Annotated in this window: 15 protein-coding genes; 10 read left to right on the top strand and 5 right to left on the bottom strand. The window is 77.3% G+C overall.

The genetic code is table 11. The features are described from left to right. Positions 1–162: 162 nt before the first annotated feature. Positions 163–1,203, bottom strand: a complete 1,041-nt coding sequence (gene glpX / locus ACFY07_RS15380; protein ID WP_230747099.1) for a class II fructose-bisphosphatase — start codon at positions 1,201–1,203, stop codon at positions 163–165. Between the two features lie 181 nt (positions 1,204–1,384). Here glpX and ACFY07_RS15385 point away from each other — a divergent pair, with 181 nt between their 5' ends. After that, positions 1,385–1,909 (top strand): DUF4245 domain-containing protein, encoded by a 525-nt coding sequence (locus tag ACFY07_RS15385; protein WP_390869093.1) that lies wholly within the window; start codon positions 1,385–1,387, stop codon positions 1,907–1,909. Between the two features lie 113 nt (positions 1,910–2,022). Here ACFY07_RS15385 and ACFY07_RS15390 read toward each other — a convergent pair whose 3' ends face one another. The 3 genes from ACFY07_RS15390 to xseA all read right to left on the bottom strand — a co-directional run bounded on the left by ACFY07_RS15390 (position 2,023) and on the right by xseA (position 4,492). Beyond that, positions 2,023–2,634, bottom strand: a complete 612-nt coding sequence (locus ACFY07_RS15390; protein ID WP_390869094.1) for a malonic semialdehyde reductase — start codon at positions 2,632–2,634, stop codon at positions 2,023–2,025. Between the two features lie 162 nt (positions 2,635–2,796). Further along, positions 2,797–3,042: an exodeoxyribonuclease VII small subunit gene (locus ACFY07_RS15395; RefSeq protein WP_230747102.1), complete on the bottom strand. Its 246-nt coding sequence runs from the start codon at positions 3,040–3,042 to the stop codon at positions 2,797–2,799. A gap of 172 nt (positions 3,043–3,214) precedes the next feature. Continuing rightward, the gene (gene xseA / locus ACFY07_RS15400) at positions 3,215–4,492 is read right to left on the bottom strand and encodes an exodeoxyribonuclease VII large subunit (protein WP_390869095.1); all 1,278 of its coding nucleotides are present in this window, start codon (positions 4,490–4,492) and stop codon (positions 3,215–3,217) included. Positions 4,493–4,584: 92 nt separating this feature from the next. Here xseA and ACFY07_RS15405 point away from each other — a divergent pair, with 92 nt between their 5' ends. Together ACFY07_RS15405 and ppgK are read left to right on the top strand one after the other, a co-directional pair. Continuing rightward, complete coding sequence (locus ACFY07_RS15405) at positions 4,585–5,571, top strand: 4-hydroxy-3-methylbut-2-enyl diphosphate reductase (RefSeq protein WP_390869096.1); 987 nt, start codon at positions 4,585–4,587, stop codon at positions 5,569–5,571. Between the two features lie 168 nt (positions 5,572–5,739). After that, on the top strand, positions 5,740–6,480 hold the full coding sequence (ppgK, locus tag ACFY07_RS15410; protein WP_390869097.1) for a polyphosphate--glucose phosphotransferase: 741 nt from the start codon (positions 5,740–5,742) through the stop codon (positions 6,478–6,480). Positions 6,481–6,608: 128 nt separating this feature from the next. Here ppgK and ACFY07_RS15415 read toward each other — a convergent pair whose 3' ends face one another. Then, the gene (locus ACFY07_RS15415; protein ID WP_390869098.1) at positions 6,609–7,169 is read right to left on the bottom strand and encodes a DUF6542 domain-containing protein; all 561 of its coding nucleotides are present in this window, start codon (positions 7,167–7,169) and stop codon (positions 6,609–6,611) included. A gap of 268 nt (positions 7,170–7,437) precedes the next feature. On the opposite strand from ACFY07_RS15415, the gene ychF reads away from it, so the two are divergent. From ychF to ACFY07_RS15450, 7 genes are all read left to right on the top strand, one after another. Then, positions 7,438–8,511, top strand: coding sequence for a redox-regulated ATPase YchF (ychF, locus tag ACFY07_RS15420; RefSeq protein ID WP_230747114.1), 1,074 nt, complete (start codon positions 7,438–7,440; stop codon positions 8,509–8,511). A gap of 345 nt (positions 8,512–8,856) precedes the next feature. Next, positions 8,857–10,185 (top strand): DUF4190 domain-containing protein, encoded by a 1,329-nt coding sequence (locus tag ACFY07_RS15425; protein ID WP_390869099.1) that lies wholly within the window; start codon positions 8,857–8,859, stop codon positions 10,183–10,185. Positions 10,186–10,390: 205 nt separating this feature from the next. Beyond that, complete coding sequence (locus ACFY07_RS15430) at positions 10,391–10,894, top strand: RpiB/LacA/LacB family sugar-phosphate isomerase (RefSeq protein ID WP_390869100.1); 504 nt, start codon at positions 10,391–10,393, stop codon at positions 10,892–10,894. A 160-nt stretch (positions 10,895–11,054) separates the two neighbouring features. Continuing rightward, the gene (locus ACFY07_RS15435; RefSeq protein WP_230747118.1) at positions 11,055–11,450 is read left to right on the top strand and encodes a (deoxy)nucleoside triphosphate pyrophosphohydrolase; all 396 of its coding nucleotides are present in this window, start codon (positions 11,055–11,057) and stop codon (positions 11,448–11,450) included. A gap of 338 nt (positions 11,451–11,788) precedes the next feature. Then, complete coding sequence (locus tag ACFY07_RS15440; RefSeq protein WP_390869101.1) at positions 11,789–14,512, top strand: SpoIIE family protein phosphatase; 2,724 nt, start codon at positions 11,789–11,791, stop codon at positions 14,510–14,512. Between the two features lie 650 nt (positions 14,513–15,162). Beyond that, positions 15,163–17,742 carry a SpoIIE family protein phosphatase gene (locus ACFY07_RS15445; protein ID WP_390869102.1) on the top strand — a complete coding sequence of 860 codons (2,580 nt, stop codon included), beginning with the start codon at positions 15,163–15,165 and terminating at the stop codon, positions 17,740–17,742. A gap of 300 nt (positions 17,743–18,042) precedes the next feature. Further along, positions 18,043–20,190: an ABC transporter family substrate-binding protein gene (locus ACFY07_RS15450; RefSeq protein ID WP_390869103.1), complete on the top strand. Its 2,148-nt coding sequence runs from the start codon at positions 18,043–18,045 to the stop codon at positions 20,188–20,190. The last annotated feature ends 214 nt before the right edge of the window (positions 20,191–20,404 follow it).

Below are 20,404 nucleotides of genomic sequence, written 5' to 3' on the forward strand. Positions count from 1 at the left end.
CGGGGCCGGGGGGGGCGGGGGGGGCCCCCCGGGGGCGGGGGGGGCCCGCGGGGGGGGGGGGGGGGGGGGGGCCGCGGGGGGGGGGGGGGGGGGGGGGGGGGGCCCCCCCCGCACCCCGTCGCACGCGCCGGGCGTGCGCCCGGCCCGGCACCCGGCCGGCGCTCAGTTGGCGCGGTCGAAGTCCACGGAGCTGTAGGCCCGCAGCTTGGACAGCTTGTGGGTGGAGTGGATCTCGCGGATGGTGCCGCTCTTGGAGCGCATCACCAGCGAGCTGGTGGTGGCCGTCTCGGAGCGGTAGCGCACCCCGCGCAGCAGCTCGCCGTCGGTGATGCCGGTGGCGACGAAGAAGACGTTCTCGCCGCTGACCAGGTCGTCGGTGCTCAGCACCCGGTCCAGGTCGTGCCCGGCGTCCAGCGCCTTCTGCCGCTCCTGCTCGTCCTTGGGCCACAGGCGGCCCTGGATGACGCCGCCCATGCACTTCATGGCGCACGCGGCGATGATGCCCTCGGGGGTGCCGCCGACGCCCAGCAGCAGGTCCACGCCGGTGCTCTCGCGGGCCGCCATGATGGCGCCGGCGACGTCGCCGTCCGAGATGAACTTGATCCGCGCGCCCGCCTCGCGGACCTCCTTGGCCAGGCCCTCGTGGCGCGGGCGGTCCAGGATGACCACGGTGATGTTCTCCACCGCGGTGCCCTTCGCCTTGGCGACCCGGCGGATGTTGACCGCCGCCGGAGCGGTGATGTCGACGAACTCGGCCGCCTCGGGGCCCGTCACCAGCTTGTCCATGTAGAAGACCGCGCTGGGGTCGAACATCGTGCCGCGGTCGGCCACCGCCAGCACCGAGACCGCGTTGTTCATGCCCTTGGCGGTGAGGGTGGTGCCGTCGACCGGGTCGACCGCCACGTCGCACTCCGCGCCGGTCCCGTCGCCGACCCGCTCGCCGTTGTACAGCATGGGGGCCTCGTCCTTCTCCCCCTCCCCGATGACGACGACGCCGTTCATCGAGACGGTGTGGACGAGGGCGCGCATGGCCTTCACGGCCGCGCCGTCGGCCCCGTTCTTGTCCCCGCGGCCGACCCAGCGGCCCGCCGCCATCGCGGCGGCCTCCGTGACGCGGACGAGTTCCAGGGCCAGGTTGCGGTCGGGGGCCTCGGGGGCCACCTCCAGCTGCGCCGGAAGGTTGTGGTTCGTGTGGGCGGTCATCAGCGGTACCTCTCTGTACGCGACGGCCGGAATGAGGGTGGGCCGATCGTATCCGTGCCGCGCGAGGCCTGTCTGTGGCGCAGCACCCGTCGTGGGCTGCACCGATGCCGGTAGCCTGCCCGGACCGCGGCGGCGCACCCCGGTTGCGGGGAAGCGGCCCGGTATGGGTCACCATGGGGGCGTGGCGAGTGATGCGAAGGCGAAGAGGGGCCGGCAGACGGTGCGGGACATGGTCCTGTCCCTGCTGGCGGTCGGAGCGGTGGCCGCGGTGGTGTACGTGTTCATCCCGCACTCGGGCGGGGAGCCGGTGAGGACGGTGTCGTACGGCACCGAGCTGGCGACGGCCCGCCGGGCCGCCCCCTACCCCGTCCTGGCCCCGCAGGGCCTGCCCGCGCAGTGGCGGGCCACCTCGGTGCGGTACAGCGCCGACGACGGCGGGCACGCCACCTGGCACCTGGGCTTCATCACCCCCTCCGGCCGCTACGCCGCGGTCGAGCAGAGCGACGACTCGGCGGGGTCCGTGGTCCGCGCCCAGGTCCAGGGCGCGCGGCCGGACGGCACCGCCCCGGTCGCCGGCCGACCGTGGGACCGCTACCAGGGGACCCGGTACCGCGCCCTGGTCGTGGAGGGGAAGGGGGGCACCACCGCCGTCACCGGCACCGCGACCTACCAGGAGCTGGCCCGGCTCGCGCAGTCGCTGCGCTGACCCCGCCCGGCCCCGCGCCCGCCGCGCCGCGGGCCCCGGACGCGGCGGAGGCCCCACCGGTCCCGGTGGGGCCTCCTGTGCGCCGCGGTGCCGCGGCGCGGTGCGTCGGACCGTCAGACGGTGGTGACGACCTCGTCGTACTCCAGGCGCGGCAGGCGGGGGCGCCAGGAGTTCTCGGCCGCACGGCCGATGTTGACCACGGCGAGGACGCCGTGGTTCCCCTCGGGGAAGAACTCCTTGGTGATCCCCTCGGCCTCGAAGCCGGTCATCGGGCCGGCGGCCAGGCCGGCGGCGCGCACGCCCAGGATGAAGTAGCCGACCTGGAGGGCCGCGTTGAAGGCGCCGGTCCGCTCGCGGACCGGGCGCTCGCCGAAGAGGAGGTCCTTGGCCTGCGGCATCACCGGGAAGAGCCGCGGCAGCTCCTCGTGGAACTCGTGGTGGGTGGCGAGGACCGCGACCAGCGGCGCCTTGGAGGTCTTCTCCTTGTTGCCGTCCCACATGTGGGCGACCAGCCTCTCGCGGGCCTCGGCCGAACGGACCAGGAGGACGCGCAGCGGCTGCTTGTTGTAGGCCGTCGGCGCGTACTTGACCAGGTCGTAGATCGCGCGCACCTGCTCGTCGGTCACCGGCTCGTCGGTGAAGGCGCCGACCGTGTGGGCCTCGCGGAAGAGCAGGTCCTGCGCGGCGGGGTCCAGGGCCAGGATGTCGTTGGCGGCGGTCGTCATCGGGGAATCCACCTCGTGGGCTCGTGGGCGGGCGGCCGGGGTGCCACCCGTCCGTCGACAGCTTAGGTGAAATTTCAACCATTCCCGCCGTGCGTGACGTGCGCCACTCCGCGCTGCGCGGGTCCGGTTGCGCGGCGGCCCCCTGTCCGTCGGCCCCGCCGGTCACTCCTCCGGGCCGGACCCCCCGCCGTCGGCGGCCAGGGCCGCGTCCAGCCGCTCCCGGGCCCCGTCCAGCCACCGCCGGCACACCCCGGCCAGCTGCTCGCCCCGCTCCCAGAGCGCCAGCGACTCCTCCAGCGTGGTGCCGCCCGTTTCCAGCCGCCGCACCACGTCCAGCAGCGCGTCGCGCGCCTGCTCGTAGCCCAGCGTGCCGTCCGCGCCGCCCTGCGGGGTCTCCTTCTTCGCCATGGCTGCCAGCGTAGGGGGCGCCGCCCACACGGGCCGCCCGCCCGGCCGCAGGAACGGCGGACCACCGGCGGCCCGGCGGAGCGCTGGAGCGGTTGGCGGGGGCCCGGTCCGCCGGCTGCCGTCCGGCCATGCCCGACGCCCGCACCGTGCCCGCCGACGGCTGAGTCCCGGATCAGTCCCGGCCGTCCCCCGCACCGGTGCCGGACGTGCCGCCGGACCCCGCAACGGCGCCGGACGCACCGGCCCCGGAGACCGTCACCGTGAAGCCGCCCTCGGCGACCCGGGCGCGCAGCTCCTCGCCCGCCGAGACCTCCGCGGCGGCGCGGACCACGGCGCCGTCCGCCCGCTGCAGCACCGCGTAGCCGCGCCGCAGGGTCGCGGCGGGGGAGAGGGCCACCACCCGGGCCAGGGTGTGCTCCAGCTCGGAGGACGCCCGGTCGAGCCGGTGGTCCAGGCTGCGGCGGGAGCGGTCCAGCAGCGCCGCGACCTCGGCCTCGCGCTCCTCCACCATGCGCAGCGGCGCCGCCAGCACCGGCCGGCTGACGGTCGCGGCCAGGCCCGCCTCCTCCCGCTCGACCCGGGAGCGGACGGCCTGCCGGGCCCGGTCGCGCAGCTGGCCGATCCGGGCCAGCTCCTCGCCGACGTCCGGCACCACCCGCTTGGCCGCGTCGGTGGGGGTGGAGGCACGCAGGTCGGCGACGAAGTCCAGCAGCGGCTGGTCCGGCTCGTGGCCGATGGCGCTGACCACGGGGGTGCGCGCCGCCGCCACCGTGCGGACCAGCTGCTCGTCGGAGAAGGGCAGCAGGTCCTCGACGCTGCCGCCGCCCCGGGCCACGATGATCACGTCCACCTCCGGGTGCTCGTCGAGCTCCCGGACCGCCGCCACGACCTGGGCGACCGCCGACGCCCCCTGCACGGCGACGTTCCGCACCTCGAAGCGGACCGCCGGCCAGCGCAGGCGGGCGTTCTCCAGCACGTCGCGCTCGGCCGCCGACGCCCGCCCGGTGACCAGGCCGACGCAGCCCGGCAGGAACGGCAGCGGCCGCTTGCGGTCGGCCGCGAAGAGCCCCTCCCCGGCCAGCCGCCGCTTCAGCTGCTCCAGCCGCGCCAGCAGCTCGCCCAGCCCCACCGGGCGGATCTCCGCCGCCCGCAGCGACAGGGTGCCGCGCCCCGCGTACCACTCGGGCTTGGCGTGCACGACGACCCGCGCGCCCTCGGCCACCACGTCGGCGACCGGGTCGAACACCCCGCGGAAGCAGGTCACCGTCATGGAGACGTCCTCCGACGGGTCCCGCAGCGTCAGGAAGACCATCCCGGCGCCGGGCCGCCGGCTCAGCTGCGTGATCTGGCCCTCCACCCACACGGCGCCCAGCCGGTCGATCCAGCCGCCGATCATCGCGGAGACCTTGCCGACCGGGATCGGCGCTTCCGGGGAGGTGTCGAGGCCCATGCACCGAGACTAGCGGCGGGCCCCGACACGGGGACCCGGCGGCGGGACCCGGCGGCGGGCCGCGCCGCCGACCGGCCCTCTACGATGGGGCCATGCCTGCAACCGCCCAGCGCCGCGTCCTGCTCGCCGCCCCCCGCGGCTACTGCGCCGGCGTCGACCGTGCCGTCATCGCCGTGGAGAAGGCCCTGGAGCAGTACGGGGCGCCCATCTACGTGCGCAAGCAGATCGTGCACAACAAGTACGTCGTGCAGACCCTGGAGAAGAAGGGCGCCGTCTTCGTCGAGGAGACGGAGGAGGTGCCCGAGGGCTCGATCGTCGTCTTCTCCGCCCACGGCGTCGCGCCGTCCGTGCACGACGAGGCGGAGCGGGGGAGGCTCGCCACCATCGACGCCACCTGCCCCCTGGTCACCAAGGTCCACAAGGAGGCCGTGCGCTTCGCCGACGAGGACTACGACATCCTCCTCATCGGCCACGAGGGCCACGAGGAGGTCGTCGGCACCATGGGCGAGGCCCCCGACCGCATCCACCTGGTGGACGGGCCGGAGGACGTGGCGGAGGTCCGGGTCCGCGACGAGTCCAAGGTCGTCTGGCTCTCCCAGACCACCCTCTCGGTGGACGAGACCATGGCCACCGTCGGCCGGCTCAAGGAGCGCTTCCCCGCCCTGGTCAGCCCGCCCAGCGACGACATCTGCTACGCCACCCAGAACCGCCAGGTCGTCGTGAAGCAGATCGCCCCCGAGACCGACCTGCTGATCGTGGTCGGCTCGCGGAACTCCTCCAACTCGGTCCGCCTGGTCGAGGTCGGCCTGGAGTACGGCGCCCGCGCCGCCCACCTGGTCGACTTCGCCGACGAGATCGACGAGGCCTGGCTGGAGGGCGTCGCCACCGTCGGCGTCACCAGCGGCGCCTCCGTGCCGGAGGTGCTCGTCCAGGGCGTGCTGGAGTGGCTCGCCGCCCGCGGCTACGAGGACGTGCAGACCGTGCGCTCGGTCGAGGAGCACCTGCAGTTCTCGCTCCCCAAGGAGCTCCGCCGCGACCTGCGCGCCGAGGCCGCGGGCAAGACGGCCGGACCGGCGTAGCCGCGGCGGACGGCAGGGCAGGACTCCGCCGCCCCGCTCCGGGTATCAGACCGGGAGCGGGGCGGCGCAGCGCCCCCGGCGCCGGGCGGCCGGCGGACACGGCGGGCGAGGAGATCCATGGGCGAGGAACCCCACGGGCGGGGAACCGGGCGAGGAACGAGGACGGACGTGAAGGCATTCGGCGTGGACATCGGGGGCTCCGGCATCAAGGGCGCCCCCGTCGACCTGGTGCGCGGGGACCTGGCGGAGGAGCGGCACAAGCTCCTCACCCCGCACCCCGCCGCCCCGGCGGCCGTGGTGGACACCGTCTGCGAGGTCGTCGGGCACTTCGGGCACCGGGGCCCGGTCGGGATCACCTTCCCCGGCGTGGTCGTCGACGGCCACACGCTCACCGCCGCCAACGTCGACGAGGGCTGGGTCGGCCTGGACGCGACGGACCACTTCGAGCAGGCCCTCGGCCTGCCGGTCGCCCTGCTCAACGACGCCGACGCCGCCGGGGTGGCCGAGATGGCGTTCGGCGCCGGACGCGACCGCGGCGGCGTGGTCATCACGCTGACCTTCGGCACCGGCATCGGCAGCGCCCTGTTCGTGGACGGCGTGCTCGTCCCCAACACCGAGCTGGGGCACCTGGAGCTGGACGGCCACGAGGCCGAGAAGCGCGCCTCCTCGGCGGCCCGCGAGAAGCACGACCTGAGCTGGCCCAAGTGGGCCGAGCGGGTCGACGCCTACCTGGCCCACGTGGAGATGCTCTTCTCCCCGCAGCTGGTCATCATCGGCGGCGGCGTCAGCCGCAAGGCCGACAAGTTCCTGCCGCACCTGAAGCGGCGGCGGGCCGAGATCGTGCCGGCGCAGCTCCAGAACAACGCGGGCATCGTGGGCGCGGCGATGGCCGCCGCCAAGCTCGGCTGACGCCGTCACGGGCCGCCGCCGCGGACCGCCGCGGCGGCTGTGCCCGCCGGGGCGGTCCTGCCCGCCCGTACCGGCCCGCGCCCGGCGCCCGCGCCCGCCCGCGACGCCTCCTGCGGCGGTCCCGCGGGTCAGCGCCCGCGGGACCGCCGCAGCGCCACCCAGCGGGCCGCGGTGATGGCGGCGGCCAGCCCGGTGCCGGCGAACAGCCACCCGGCCCGGGTCGCCAGCCCGGCCGCCAGCCCCACCACGTGACCGCCGACGCCCCGGCCCGAGGTGTGCCCGGTCGCCAGCAGCGCCAGCGCGAAGGCGATCGGGCCGCTGATCGGCGCGGCCGCCAGGTCCGCCGGACGCACGCGCACCGCCACCTGGAAGCAGACCGCGACGTACACCAGGCCGAAGAGCACCCCGGGCCCGCCCAGCAGCGCCCGGTCCGCGACCGCCCCGGCCGTGGTCGCCGCCACGGCCGCCACCCCCGTGCCGACCGCGGTCAGCCGCCTGCTGGGCGCGGCCGTGCCGCGGCCGGCGACCGCGCCCTCGGGCCGCCGCCGGGCCCGTGGCAGCCGCAGCCGCCCCCGGCCCGCCGGGTCGGACGGGGCCGCGGGCCCGGGCACGGTGGGGCGGGGTCCGCCCTCGTCGGACGCCCGGCCGCGGGGCCGGGGCGGCTGGGTACGCGTACGCTGCTGCTCCACGCCCCCAACGTACGGTCACATGAACGCCACTCTCCGCCACGGACACGCGGTGCCACCCCCCGTCACCCGAACGCCTGGCGTGGCGTGCGGGCCGGCCGCCTGCCCCGGTGCGGCCCGCGCGGTGCGGCCGGCGGGCGGTCCGCGGCGGCGGGCCGGTGCCGCCGCCCGCCGTCCGAGGGGCGGTCCCGGGCCCGGCGCCGACCCGTAGACTTGTGGATCGGCCCTCTCCCGGGCCGCCCCCCGCCCCTCCTCCACGGGAAGTCGCCACGTGTCGCTCACGATCGGAATCGTCGGCCTGCCGAACGTCGGCAAGTCGACCCTGTTCAACGCCCTGACCAAGAACGACGTGCTGGCGGCCAACTACCCGTTCGCCACCATCGAGCCCAACGTGGGCGTGGTCGGCGTCCCCGACCCGCGGCTGGACACGCTGGCGGAGATCTTCGGCTCGGCCCGCAAGCTCCCGGCGACCGTCGACTTCGTGGACATCGCGGGCATCGTCCGCGGCGCCTCCGAGGGCCAGGGCCTCGGCAACAAGTTCCTCGCGAACATCCGCGAGTCGGACGCCATCTGCCAGGTCATCCGGGCCTTCGACGACCCCGACGTGGTGCACGTCGAGGGCAAGGTCTCGCCCAAGGACGACATCGAGACCATCAACACCGAGCTGATCCTCGCCGACCTCCAGACCATCGAGAAGGCGCTGCCCCGGCTGCAGAAGGAGGCCCGCCTCAAGAAGGAGACGGCCGCCGTCGTCGCCGCCGTCGAGCAGGCCCAGAAGGTCCTGGAGGCGGGCGACACCGTCTTCCACGCCGGCCTGGACCCCGAGCCGCTGCGCGAGCTGCACCTGCTCACCGCCAAGCCCTTCCTCTACGTCTTCAACGTGGACGAGGAGGAGCTGTCGGACGAGGACTTCAAGGACGCCCAGCGGGCGCTGGTCGCCCCCGCCGAGGCCATCTTCCTCAACGCCAAGATCGAGTCCGAGCTGATCGAGCTGGACGACGAGGAGGCCCTGGAGCTGCTCCAGTCCATGGGCCAGGAGGAGCCCGGCCTCGCCACCCTCGCCCGGGTCGGCTTCGACACCCTGGGCCTGCAGACCTACCTCACCGCCGGGCCCAAGGAGGCCCGCGCCTGGACGATCCGCAAGGGCGCCACCGCGCCCGAGGCGGCCGGTGTCATCCACACCGACTTCCAGAAGGGCTTCATCAAGGCCGAGATCGTCTCCTACGCCGACCTGGTCGAGTGCGGCTCCGTCCCCGAGGCCCGCGCCAAGGGCAAGGCCCGCATGGAGGGCAAGGACTACGTCATGCAGGACGGCGACGTGGTGGAGTTCCGCTTCAACGTCTGACGCATCCGGTGGAAGGCCGTCCGACCCGCGGCGCAGCGGGTCGGACGGCCTTTCCGCACGCGGGCGGGCCGCCCGGCGGCCGGTACCGGAACCGGGTGCGGCCGGCCGGGGCCGGAACGATGCCTGCCCGTCCGGCTCCGGTGCTGGGCCTGGGACGGGCCTCTTCGGCGGGTCGGCCGCCCCTCCTGGGCCTCCGCGGGTGGAAGCCCATCGGATCCGCCCCCTGCCGGCGGGCTCCCCGGCCCCTCCCGCCCGGGCCGCCGTCCCCGGTGTCGGGGCGGTCCGCTAGAGTCGCGCGGCCGCCGACCGTCGGCGCGTGCACGAACGAGACCGGGGGCCCCGCCCATGTCCATACCGCCGACCGGCACCGGGCCGGACCCGGGCGATCCCGGCGCCCCCGGTGACCACGGCGGCCACGGCCCGGCGGACCCCGCCCCCGCCCCGGCCGGCGCCCCCGCCGCCTCCGTCCCGGCGGACGCCCCCGCCCCCGCCGCACCGGCGGCGGCCGCCGACCCGTGGGCGCCCCCGGCACCGGGGAACGAGCCCGTCCGCCCCCTCCCGCCCGTCCCCGGCCAGGCCGCCCCCGGCTTGCTTGCTCCGCCGCCCCCGCCGTGGCCGTACGGGCCGTTCCCCGGCGCCGCCCCCGCCGGACCGCCGGAGGGCACCAACGGCTTCGCCGTCGCCTCCCTGGTCCTCGGGCTCACCTGCCTGGTGCCGCTCTCGGCGGCCTTCGGCATCGCCGCCCTCGTCCAGCTCCGCAGCCGCAACCAGAAGGGCCGCGGCCTGGCCATCGCCGGCCTGGCCCTCTCCGCGGTGTGGACCGTGCTCGCCCTGCTGGCCGTCCTCGTCGGCGGCGTGTACCTCATGTCGCACCCCGACCTCGCCGAGGTGCACCGCGACGCCCACGGCCGGGTCGCCGGGAGGACCGCCGCCGACTACTCCGACCTGCGGGCCGGTGACTGCTTCGACCACCGGGACCCCGGCCGGGGTCTGCCGCTCGACCTGGTCCCCTGCGCCGTCCCGCACGAGGCCGAGGCGTACGGCAGGACCGGCCGCCTCGCCCCCGGCACCTACCCCGGCGCGGCCGCCGTCCGGAGGGTCGCCGAACGGCGGTGCACCGTGCTGGCCGAGGCCTACAACCCCGACAGCTGGTCCTACCCGGACACCGTGGAGCTCCGCTACTACGCCCCCGACCGCGAGGACTGGGCGGACGGGGACGGCACCGCCCTCTGCATTTTCACCGACACGGCCGGACCGCGGACCGGCACCCTGCACCGCCCCCGCTCGTCGTTCACCGCGCCGCAGCTGCGCTACCTCGACGCCGTGCGGGGGCACAACGAGGCCCTGGGCGCCGGGCCGGACGGCGAGCCGGAGGACGACCCGGAGGCCTACCGCGCCTGGGCCGGGACCGTGTCCGCCGCCCTCGTCGGCGAGGTCGACGCCCTCGGCGCGGACGGCTGGCCGCCCGCGGCCCGCGGTCCGGTGGCGGCGCTCGCCCGCGAGACCCGGGCCGCACTGCCGCACTGGCGCAGGGCGGCCGCCGCCCGCGACGCGGACACCCTCGAGGCCGAACTCTCGCTCGCCTACGCCCGCAACGGGCACGCCGAGGCGGTGCTCGCACGGGCCGCACTGGGCCTCGCCACCGGCAGCGACACCGCGGACGCCGCGACCTGAGGCGCCGCGGACGCCGCGACCTGAGGCGCCGCGAACGCCGCGACCTGAGGCGCCGCGAACGCCGTGAACCGGGCGCCGTGAACCGGGCGCCGTGAACCGGGGCGCCGCGACCTGAGGCGCCCGCCCCGGGGCGCCGGGGCCGCCGTACCGGTCCCGGCCGTCCCGCACCCGCCCCCCGGCGCCGTCCGGTCGCTACGCTCGGAGCATGCGGATCTCCGTCTCCTCCGACATGGACGAGGGCGTCGCCCGCGCGCTCGTCGACGAGCTCGGCCGCCGCGGGCACACGGTGGCCCTCCATGGGGCGCTGGCCCCGGAGGACAAGGCCGACTGGGCGTTCTGCTCCGAGGCCGCGGCGCGCGACGTCGCCGAGGGCCGCGCCGACCAGGCCGTGGTCTGCTGCTGGACGGGCACCGGGGCGTCCATCGCCGCCAACAAGGTCCCCGGCGTGCGCGCGGCCCTGTGCACCGACGCCTACACGGCGGCCGGCGCCCGCCGCTGGAACGACGCCAACGTGCTGGCGCTCGGCCTGCGCCTCACCTCGCGGGCGCTGCTGGGCGAGATCCTGGACGCCTGGTTCGACGGCGAGCCCAGCCCGGAGCCCGAGGACCGGGAGAACGTCCGCCACGTCGACCGCATCGGCCGCACGCCGGCCGCCGTCCCGGACCACCTGCTCGTGATGCGGCAGGAGGACGACGCCCCTTCCGTGTGACCCGCCGCGCCGGCCGGGCGCTTCGGGGCCCGGCCGTACCGGGACAGGGAGCACGGCCGCCCGGGGACAGGGCCGCCGGACGGGACCGCGGGGCCGGGACGGGCGCACGGCGCGAGGGAGGCGGACGGGGCCGTCCCCGGGCGCCCGTAGGCTCTCCCCCATGGAGAACCGTGTCGTGGTCGGCGCCGCGCTGCTGCACCGGGGCCGGGTGCTCGCCGCCCGGCGCAGCGCCCCGGCGGAGGTGGCCGGCCGCTGGGAGTTCCCCGGCGGCAAGGTGGAGTCCGGGGAGACCGTCGAGCAGGCGCTCGCCCGCGAGCTGCGCGAGGAGCTGGGCGTGGAGGCCCGGGCGCTGGCGCCGCTGTCCGGGGAGTGGCCGGTCCGCCCGGGGCTGGTCCTGCGGATCTGGACCGCCGAGCTGCTCTCCGGCGATCCGAGCCCGCTCCAGGACCACTCCGAGGTGCGCTGGCTGGGCCCGGACGACCTGGACTCCGTCGACTGGCTGGAGCAGGACCGCGGCGTCCTGCCCGAGGTGGCCGGGCTGCTGCGCCGGCCCTGACCGGCCCCCGGGGCCGCCGCGCCCCGCACTCCGCCGGACCCTGTACTCCCGTGCGCCCCGCGCTCCGCCGTACCCCGCGTCCCCGACCGCCCCGTCGCACGTCCCCGCCGCTCCGCACCCCCGCCGGACACCCACTACGGACATCCCCTCCGGACCCCTCGGCCGGACACCCCGTCCGGACACCCCGCCGGGCTGCAAAGATGACCCGTACGCCTGGGTAGGCCCGCTTTCATGCGGGTATGTGACTCTCGGGCCGCAGTGCTCAGGGCGCGCGGCCGCGGGAACCGAACCGCATGGCCATGTCGGGGCGGTGCGTCACAGAGCCGGAGGACCCCTCGGTGCCGAGTGCGGACAGCGGCACGGGCGAGCGGTGGAGCGGCCGGCCGGGACGCCGGCCGCACCGGGCCGCCGCCCGGGCCCTGCTGCGCCGCGCCCGGGCCGGGGCCGCCCCGGAGCCGGCCTCCGGCGGCCACGACGCCCCCGCCTCCGCCCCCGACCCCGCGTCGGTGGTCCGGCAGTCCCCGGTGCCGGGGGTCCGCAGCCGCACCCCCGCCCGGTTCCCCGTCCCGCCCCCCGCGGCCGGCCCCGGCACGCAGGCGGGCGCCGCGGGGAGCCTCTTCGACGTGGTCCGGGTCGCCGTCGCCCTGCTCGACACCTCCGGCCGCGTGGTGCTGTGGAGCCCCGCCGCCGAGGAGCTGCTCGGCTGGCCCGGCCAGCACCTGGTGGGGCGCCGCCTGGAGGAGGTGATGGTCTCCCCCGACCGGGCCCACCGGCCCCGCCTGGCCTACGAGCACGCCATCCGTACCGGCAGCTGGCACGGCCGGATCCGGGTCCACGACCGCGAGGGCCGCTACGTCGCCCTGGACCTGCGGATCTCCCTGCTGGCGGACGGCGACGGGGTGCCCTTCCTCCAGCTCGCCTTCACCGACGCGGACGCCCTTCAGGCCGTGGAGCGCGACCTGGCGGTCCGCGACGCGCTCTTCGAGCAGGCGGCGCTCGGCATCGCCGTCCTCGACACCGACCTGCGGTACGTCGGCGTCAACTCCGAGCTGGCCCGGATGAACGGCCTGCCCGCCGCCGAGCACGTCGGCCGCGCCACCGGCGAGGTGCTGCCCGAGCGCGCCGCCGACGAGGTCTCCGCGATCCAGCGCCAGGTCCTGGCCACCGGCGAGCCGATCGTGGACGTCACCGTCGCCTCCCCCAGCGCCCGCCGCCCCGGCTACCGCTCCCTGTCCTACAGCCGCCTGACGGACCGCTCGGGCCGGGTCCTCGGCGTCGCGGGCATGGTCATGGACGTCACCGACCGGTACCGGGCGGTGGCCAAGGTGGAGCACGCGCGGCGCCGCCTCTCCCTGCTCAACGAGTTCGGCTCCCGCGTCGGGGACCTGCTGGACGCGTCCCGGATCGCGCAGGAGCTGGCCGGCTCCGTGGTGCCCCGCCTCGCCGACTACTCGGGCGTCATCCTGCTGCAGGCGGTCGCCTCCGGCGACGACCTGCCCCGCCACCCGCACAGCAGCCGCACCGAGCTCGTCCAGCTCGGCGTCGGCTCGGTCGCGGAGGGCCCCCTGGTGCGGGCCATGCTGCGGCGCGGCTCGCGGATCGCCTTCACCGACGAGTCGGTCTTCGGCCGGGTGCTGCGCTCCGGGGAGCCCGGGATGCTCTCCACCCCGGCGCAGATCGAGAAGGCCACCTTCCCCGGCGACCCCCGGGTCCATGCCGCCCTCGACCTGGGCGTCCACGCCATGCTGGTGGTCCCGCTGCGGGCCCGCGGCATCGTCATCGGCCTGCTGGCGGTCAGCCGCGCCGGGCGCCGGGAGGCCTTCGACCGCGACGACCTGGCCTTCGCCGTGGAGCTCGCCGACCGGGCCGGCAGCTCCCTGGACAACGCCCGCCTGTACGCCCGCGAGCGGGCCGCCGCCCTCACCCTCCAGCGCACCCTGCTGCCCCAGCAGGTCCCGCAGCCGCCCGGCGTCGAGGTCGCCTACCGCTACGTCCCCGGCAGCAGCGGCGCCGAGGTCGGCGGCGACTGGTTCGACGTGATCCCGCTGCCCGGCGACCGCACCGCGCTGGTGGTCGGCGACGTGATGGGGCACGGCCTGCGGGCCGCCGCCACCATGGGCCGGCTCCGCACCGCCGTGCGGACCCTCGCCGGCCTGGACCTGCCGCCCGCCGTGCTCCTGGAGCACGTCCACCAGCTCGCCGACGACCTGGTGCAGGGCCCCGACGACGCGCTCATCGCCACCTGCGTCTACGCCGTCTACGACCCGGCGACCCGGCGCTGCGTCCTCGCCAAGGCCGGGCACGTCCCGCCGCTGCTGGTCGTCCCCGCCGTCGGCACCCCCCTCGCCGTGCCCTCCTCCGGGCCGCTGCCGGGCGGCACCGCGCGGGTGCTGGACCTGCCCTCCGGCGCGCCGCTGGGGGTGGGCGGGGTGCCCTTCGAGTCCGTCGAGCTGGAGGTCCCGGAGGGCAGCCTGCTGGCCCTGTGCACCGACGGGCTGGTGGAGTCCCGCGACCGCGACCTCGACGTGGGCCTCGCCAGGCTGCAGGACGTGCTGGAGAAGCCGCACGCGTCCATCCAGGAGGCGTGCGAGGCCGTCCTCGGCATCGTGGAACGCGGCCGCGAGCCCGACGACGTGGCGCTGCTGCTGGCCCGGCTGGGGCGCACCCCCGCGCAGCGCACCGCCGGCTGGACGCTCCCCGCCGAGCCCTGCGCGGCCTCCCGTGCCCGCCGCCTCGCCCGCGCCACCCTGGTGGACTGGGGGCTCGAAGGGATCGGCGACACCGCCGAGCTGCTGGCGAGCGAGCTGGTCACCAACGCCGTCCGGTACGCCAGCGCGCCGATCGGGCTGCGGCTGACGGTCGGTGAGGACGCCCTGCTGCTGGAGGTGTCCGACCCGGTGCCGGAGCCGCCGACCGAGCGGCGGGCGGAGGGGACCGACGAGGGCGGCCGCGGGCTGGAGCTCGTACGGCGGCTGGCGGCGCGCTGGGGCACCCGCACGGAGGGGCAGGGCAAGGTGGTCTGGCTGGAGCTGCCGCTGCCCGTCCCCGGCCGCGGGGCGTGACGGTCCGCGGGGCGTGACGGTCCGCGGGGACCGCGGGGCGGGCGGCGCCGGCGTGCGGACCGGACCGGGGTGCGGCCGCCCGGCGGAGGGGCGGCAGGGGCGGGAGGACGGGTGAGCCGAACGGCACCGGAATGCGTAGTCCGGGCCGTGGACGCGTGCGGACGGAGGCGGCCGGGCAGGTCGCGGCGGCGGACGGCCCCCGGGGCGGAAACCTTCCCTCGATTTGATGTTGTGACATCGAGGGCATGGGCGATGCCGCTGCGATGATGAATACTCGTGGTCTCGACACCCGGACGGCTCCGGCCGGACGGGAGGCGGCGGAGTCCGACCGGTGAAGGGAAGTCGTCCCGTGGAGCGACAGGCCGGCACGGAACGCGTTGACGGGCAGGAGGGCGAAGGTGCGCGGCGGTGAGCAGTCCCGGTCCGAGGTGCGCGTGCCCCGCCCGGGGCACGCGTCCGAACCGGCCGGGCGGGTCCGACGGCCCGACCGGGGCGGTCCGGCCGGACATGACGGGCCCTCCGGGAACGGCGGCCCGTCCGGGAACGGCGCGCCTTCCGGGCACCACGAAGGACCTTCCGGACATGAAGGGCCTTCCGGACATGCGGCACGTCCCGCGCCGGACGCCCTCCCCGGGCACCCGGGTCCTCCCGTGCACGCGGAGCGGCCCGGCGCCGGGGACGGCGCCGACCCGTCCGGGCGGCCGGTCCGGTCCGGCTGGAACCAGGGGGCGCCCGGCTCCATCTACGACTACGTCCGGGTGGCCGCCTTCGCGATAGGCGCCGACGGCCGCATCAGCCAGTGGAGCGACCGCGCCGCCGAGTTCTTCGGCGTCGGCGCCCCCGACGCGGTGGGCGCCGACCCGGTGACCGCCTTCATCCCCCGGGCCCTGTGGCGGGAGGGCCGCTCCCGCCTGGAGCGCATCCTCGGCGGCGAGGAGTGGGTCGGCACCGTCCCCTACCGCGACTCGGCCGGCAGCGAGGGCGTCGCCGAGGTCTACCTGATGCCCGGTCACTCCGAGGGCGACGCGGGCGGCGCGGTCTGCCTCGCGGTGGACCTGCGCAGGCTGCAGCGGATCGAGACCGACCTCGCCGCCTCCGAGGCCGTCTTCGGCCAGACGCCCACCGGGTTCTTCCTCTTCGACCGGCACCTGCGGCTGCAGCGCGTCAACGACGCCTTCGCCACCGGCATCGGCCTCTCCGCCGCCGACCTCGTCGGCCTGCACCCGCACGAGATCTTCCCGCGCGCCGAGGCCGAGCGGCTGCTCGGCGCCCTCCGGCAGGTGCTGGAGAGCGGCGACCCGGTCTTCGACATGCGCTTCACCGGCCCCGCGCCGATGCGCGACGGCGCCCGCAAGTGGTCGGTGTCGCTGTACCGGCTGGTCGGCGCGGGCGACCGCCCGATGGGCGTCGCGGGACAGATCTCCGACGTGACGCGGCGCCAGCGCGACGAGCGGGAGGCCGCCAGCGTCCGCCGCAACCTGGCCCTGCTCAACGAGGCCGGCGCCCACATCGGCTCCACCCTCGACCTGGAGACCACCGCGAAGGAGCTGCTGGACGTCATCGTCCCCGGCTTCTGCGACACCGCCTCCGTCGACCTGTACTCGGCGCTGCTGGCCGGCGACGACACCCCCGCCGGGCCCGCCGACGGCGCCGGCGAGCTGCGCCGCGTCGCCGTCTCCAGCGTCGTCACCGGCGCCGCCGCGGTGACCGGTGCGCCCAGCAGCGCCGACGCCGCACGCGTCGGCGCGACGTTCTGCTACCCGCCGCGCTCCCCGCACGCCAAGGCGCTGCGCACCGGCCGCAGCGTCACCCCCGACCGCCACCCCGACCCGCTGGTCCGCTCCACCCTGGTCGTGCCGCTGGTCGCCCGCAACGTGGTGCTCGGCCTCGTCCAGCTCTCCCGGGCCAAGGGCAGCGAGCCCTTCGACCAGCGCGACGTCGCCATCGCCCAGGAGCTCGTCGGCCGGGCCGCCGTCTGCATCGACAACGCCCGCCTGTACCGGCGCGAGCACGAGCGCGCCCTGATCCTCCAGCGCAGCCTGCTGCCGCCCGGCAACCCGGCCGCCAGCGGCCTGGAGATCGCCTGCCGGTACCTGCCCGGCAGCAGCGGGACCGAGGTCGGCGGCGACTGGTTCGACGTCATCCCGCTGCCCGGCAACCGCACCGCCCTGGTCGTCGGCGACGTCATGGGCCGCGGCCTTCGGGCCGCCGTCGCCATGGGGCAGCTGCGGACCGCCGTGCGCACCCTGGCCATGCTCGACCTCGACCCCGCCGAGGTGCTCACCGCCCTCGACGAGATCGCCCGCGGCCTCGGCGACGGCACCGCCCGGCCCGCGCTCGGCAGCGGCCCCTCGCCGTTCGCCCAGCACCAGCCGCTGCTCGCCCAGTCCCGGGGCGCGGCCCCGCCCCCCGGCGGCCCCGAGCCCGCCGACGCCTCCGAGGTCTACCTGGCGACCTGCGTCTACGCCGTGTACGACGCCGTCAAGCGCCGCTGCACCATCGCCAACGCCGGCCACCTGCCGCCGGTCCTCCTGACCCCCGGCGACGACGCCCTCATGCTCGACGTCCCGCCCGGCCTGCCCCTGGGCGTCGGCGGCGAGATCTTCGAGGAGGTCGAGGTGGAGCTGCCGGACGGCGCCCTGCTCGGCCTGTACACCGACGGCCTGGTCGAGTCCCGCAAGCACCAGCTGGAGGAGGGCCTGGAGGCCTTCCGCCGTGCGCTGTCCGGGCCCCGGCGCGGTCTGGAGGACGTCTGCGACCACGTCCTCAGCGAGCTCGACCCGCACCACGGCGAGGACGACATCGCCCTGGTCATGGCCCGCGTCCACGCCCTGCCCGAGGACGCGGTGGGCGACTGGCGGCTCCCCCCGGAGCCCACCTCGGTCGCCCGCGCCCGCGAACTGGCCATCGGCTGGCTCCTGGCCCGCGGCCTCGACGACCTCGTCGACACCACCGAACTGCTCGTCAGCGAGCTGGCCACCAACGCCCTGCGCCACGGCCGGGGCGACATCCGGCTGCGGCTGCTGCGCGACACCACCGTGGTCTGCGAGGTCTGGGACAACGGCTACGCCCAGCCCCGGCAGCGGCGCGCCCACGTCACCGACGAGGGCGGCCGCGGCCTGCAGCTGGTCAGCCTCCTCGCCGAGCGGTGGGGGAGCCGGCGCACGCCCAAGGGCAAGATCGTCTGGTTCGAGCTGGGGCTCCCCGCCCCCGCCCCGGCCCGGGTCTGAGCCGCGCCGGACCCGGGCCCGCCCGGCCCGGTCCGGCGCCCCGCCCCGCCCGGGGCCGCCCCGCTCCGCCCCGCCCTCACCGCCCTCCACGCCCTCCGCGCGCTCCCGCGCCCCGCCGCGCGCCGTCCGCCATCCGGGTGGCGCGCGGGGGCGGTCGGCCGTGTCCTGCGGCCCCCGGGCCCCCGGTGCCCTTCAGTGGACGGGCGGCGTGCGCCCGGATCCGGGCGATCCGCCATCCGTACGGGGCGGCCGGTGCGCCGGCGCGGGCCGCGGCGGCAGCCGCGGCCCGAGGAGGAGAGCGTGCCCATCATCCAGGACGTCCAGGACCCCGGGGACGGACCGAACCGCCCCGCAGGGACCGCCCCCCGCCGCCCCCGCCGGCCGGCGGGCACCGCGGCGCTCCTCCTCTCCGTCGCCCTGGGCGTGGGCCTCGCCGCCTGCTCGGACTCCGCCCCGTCCCCCGTCGCCTCCGATGTGCCCACGGCCGACCGCTCCGACCTGCGCGAGGGCGGCACCCTGCGGTGGGCGGTGGACGCCGTCCCCGCCACGTTCAACGTCTTCCAGCCCGGCTCCGGCCCCGCCGCCGGACTCGTCGCCCAGGCCGCGCTGCCCACCCTCTTCCGCCTCGACGACCACGCCCGCGCCACCCCGGACCCCGACTACCTGGCCTCCGCCGACTCCGCCGCGCCCGGCGACGGCCACCCCCGGCAGACCGTCGTCTACCGCCTCAACCCCCGCGCGGTCTGGAGCGACGGCAAGCCCCTGTCCGCGGCCGACTTCGCCGCCCAGTGGAAGGCGCTCCGCGGCGCCGACGCCGCCTACTGGGGCAGCGGCGCGGCGGGGTACGCCGCCATCGAGTCCGTGACGCAGGGCGACGACCCGCACCAGGTCAGGGTCGTCTTCCGGCAGCCGTGCGCGCACTGGCAGGGCCTGTTCACCCCCCTGTACCCGGCCGCCGCCACGCGGACCGCCGAGGCCTTCAACGGCGGCTCCCGCAACGGCCTCGCCGTCTCCGCCGGGCCGTTCCGGGTGGGCGCGGTGGACCGGAAGGCGGGCCGGGTCACCCTGCTGCGCAACCCGTCCTGGTGGGGTGACCGGGCCCGGCTGGAGCGGATCGACCTGCTCGCCGTCCCGGCCGCCCGGCGCCTGGACGACCTGGACCGCGACCGCCTGGACGTCGCCCCCCTGGACCGGGCCCTGGACGCCGCGGGTGCCCCCGGCGCCCCCGCGTCCTCCGGCACGGCCGTCCCCGCCGCCGCCGCGGACTCCGCCGACGCGGCCGGGGCCGCCTGGAAGCGGGCCCAGGCCCTCCCCGGCTTCCACCTGCGCCGGGCCGCGGGCGCCGCCTGGACCCAGCTCACCCTCAACGGCGGCCGCGGCCCCCTCGCCGACCCCCGGGTGCGGCAGGCCGTGGCCCGCGCCGTGGACCGGCAGAGCATCGCCGACGCGGTGCTGAAGCCGTTCGGGCTGCCCGCCGTGACCCTCGGCAACCACCTGGTCATGTCCGACCAGGCCGGCTACCGGGACAACACCGCGGCCCTCGGCGGCACCGACCGTGCGGCGGCCGCCGCGCTGCTGGAGGCGGCCGGCTGGCGGAGGGGCGCGCCCGTCGCGAGCGCCGTCCCCGCCGTCCCCGCCTCCCCGGCGGCCACCGGCAGCGGGGGCCCCGCCCCCTCGACGGCCCCGGCCGCCCCGGTCGCCTCGACCTCCCCGGCGGCCTCCGCCTCCGTGCGGGCCTCCGCCTCGCGGCCCGCGTCGCCGTCCGCCCCCGCCTCCTCCGGCTCCTCCTCGGCGTCCCCGGCGGTCGCGCGCGCGGCCCTCGCCTCCGGCCGGGCCGCGACCCCCGCCTCCGGCCGGGCCGCGACCCCCGCCTCCGGTCCGGCCGCGACCCCCGCCGCCGCCCTGCCCGCCGCGGTCCGCGCCCGGGACGGCAGGCCGCTCACCCTCGACCTGATGATCCCCGCCGGCTCGGCCACCGCCCGCCGCATCGCCGCCGCCGTCGCCGCGGACCTGGCGAGGGTGGGCATCGCCGCGGTCCCGCGCGCCGTGGACGGCGAGGGCTTCTTCACCGACCACCTCGCGGCCGGCGACTTCGACCTGGCGCTCTTCTCCTGGCCGGCGAGCCCCGGGACGGCCGCCGACGAGCGCGCCCTGTTCGCCAAGCCGCAGCCCGGGCCCGACGGGCTGCCCGCCGTGGGCCTCAACTACGCCCGCACCGGCACCGACGAGATCGACGGCCTGCTCGACCGTGCGGCGTCCGCCCTCGACCCTGCGGAGGCGGACCGGGCGCTCCAGCAGGCCGACGCGCGGATCTGGGAGCTCGCCCCCTCCCTGCCGCTCTTCCAGCGCCCCGAGGTCGTCGCGGTCCGCGACACGGTCGCCGGGGTCGGGGCCTTCGGCTTCGCCACCCCGCGCTTCCAGGACATGGGCTTCCGCCTGAGCTCGTAGCCGGCCCCGGCGCGGCCGCACCCCCCCGCCCCGTCCGCCCGCCCCGTCCGCCCGCCCGGGAACCGCCGGGCGGGCGGACGCGTGTCACGGACGGTGCGGGCACGGGCGCGGCCCGGGGCCCTGTCCGGAGGGCGGCCGTTTCGGCCGGGTTCACCCTGTCCCCGTACCATGGGAGGAAGCCGTGGCGTGTTCGGGCCCGGCAGGTGGACCGGTA

This window comes from Streptomyces sp. NPDC001380 (assembly GCF_042895785.1).
GTDB lineage: Bacteria > Actinomycetota > Actinomycetes > Streptomycetales > Streptomycetaceae > Peterkaempfera.

Bases quoted from the DNA above. Each gene is read 5' to 3' on its own strand.
- ACFY07_RS15405 (WP_390869096.1), top strand. From the start codon at position 4,585: ATGCCTGCAACCGCCCAGCGCCGCGTCCTGCTCGCCGCCCCCCGCGGC.
- xseA (WP_390869095.1), bottom strand. From the start codon at position 4,492: ATGGGCCTCGACACCTCCCCGGAAGCGCCGATCCCGGTCGGCAAGGTC.
- ACFY07_RS15430 (WP_390869100.1), top strand. From the start codon at position 10,391: ATGCGGATCTCCGTCTCCTCCGACATGGACGAGGGCGTCGCCCGCGCG.
- ACFY07_RS15425 (WP_390869099.1), top strand. From the start codon at position 8,857: ATGTCCATACCGCCGACCGGCACCGGGCCGGACCCGGGCGATCCCGGC.
- ACFY07_RS15390 (WP_390869094.1), bottom strand. From the start codon at position 2,634: ATGACGACCGCCGCCAACGACATCCTGGCCCTGGACCCCGCCGCGCAG.
- glpX (WP_230747099.1), bottom strand. From the start codon at position 1,203: ATGACCGCCCACACGAACCACAACCTTCCGGCGCAGCTGGAGGTGGCC.
- ACFY07_RS15435 (WP_230747118.1), top strand. From the start codon at position 11,055: ATGGAGAACCGTGTCGTGGTCGGCGCCGCGCTGCTGCACCGGGGCCGG.
- ACFY07_RS15395 (WP_230747102.1), bottom strand. From the start codon at position 3,042: ATGGCGAAGAAGGAGACCCCGCAGGGCGGCGCGGACGGCACGCTGGGC.